Annotated in this window: 2 protein-coding genes; both read right to left on the bottom strand. The window is 37.1% G+C overall.

What is annotated here, in order from left to right:
• The coding region (locus AC1DRF_RS28005) for an ABC transporter substrate-binding protein (protein WP_477742311.1) at positions 1-774 on the bottom strand (774 nt) is incomplete at its 3' end.
• Between the two features lie 36 nt (positions 775-810).
• The coding region (locus tag AC1DRF_RS28000) for an ABC transporter ATP-binding protein (RefSeq protein ID WP_477742310.1) at positions 811-1,344 on the bottom strand (534 nt) is incomplete at its 5' end.

Below are 1,344 nucleotides of genomic sequence, written 5' to 3'. Positions count from 1 at the left end.
AGCAAAAAGTGCTGCAGCACTTTCTTTTTTCGTACCAAGAGCATCTTTTTGGAAGTAACCTTTGTCATTTAATTCTTTAATTTGAGATAGGGTTTTGATAAACCATTCATCAGTTAGCTTGCGCTTGCCTGTTTCTACTTCGTGAAGGGCGTTTTTTGTAGGTTCGTTATTCATAATCATTGGATTAATAAATTGAGAAGGACTTACGTCTCCTGAAAATAAAATCGGCGTGTATCCATTTTTCTTTAATGTTTCAGCTGTTTTTAAAAAGCTATTCCAATCTTTAGGAACATCTAAATTTAATTTTTCAAAAATGCCTTTGTTATAGACAGGGATGTTATAGACTAGCTGATAAGGAAGAGCATATTGCGTATTATCCGCTTTACCCGCTTGGATTAGCTTTTCGTCAAATTTGCTGAGTAAGTTTTGGTCGTCCAGCTTTGCAAAACCGTTTGCTTTGCGAATCGTTTCAAATTGACTTCCTGGAAAACTAGCAAATACATCGATACCTTCTCCAGATAGTAGAGATCCTTGAATTTGTGATTGATAGGAATCAGAAGGAAAGACGGTCATTTCTACATGAATGTTTGGATTTTTCTTTTCAAATTGCTCAATGATAGAATCAAAAGCTTTCGAATCTTCTCCTCGCCAATGCGTAAAGTTAATGGTTACTTTTTTAGAAGAGTCGCTGCTGTCGCCGCTTGTTGAACTGTTTTTGCCGCAGCCCGCGATGATCACGGTGAGCATTGCTAACAGAATTAATAATTTTTTCATTTTAGTTCCCCCACTTATAGAATTCATTTTAGATAGTTATTGGTCAATTTTGATACGGTTGGTAGATGCTTGATCAAAGAAATGAGCATGATTCATTTGAAAATGAAATGGAAAGCGCTGATGAACTTGAATATGTTCATCCCCAGGGATTTTAGCCACAAAGAGCTGGTCTCCTAAACTACTGTATAGTATGTACTCTGCTCCTAATAACTCAGACACATCTACCGGTAATGAAATGTGAGGAGCATCAGAAGAGGCCCGCGTAATATGCTCAGGTCGAATTCCTATAGTAACGAACTGATTGTTGTAGCCTTTTTCATGTAACGAATGCATTTGATTTTCTGTCAGTTGAAACTCATGTTCACTGATGTGCAGTTTACTGTTCACTACTTTTCCTGTGAAAAAGTTCATTCCCGGTGATCCTATAAAACTAGCTACAAACGTATTCTCTGGAGCATTATATACTTGCATAGGTGAACCTATTTGCTGAATTTTTCCGTCTTTCATAACTACAATTCTGCTTGCCATCGTCATCGCTTCTGTTTGATCGTGGGTTACATAAATAATGGT

This window comes from Priestia sp. P5_B4, from assembly GCF_056400385.1.
The sequence above is the reverse complement of the archived record's forward strand: the minus strand, read 5'-3'. Positions and strand labels throughout refer to the sequence as shown.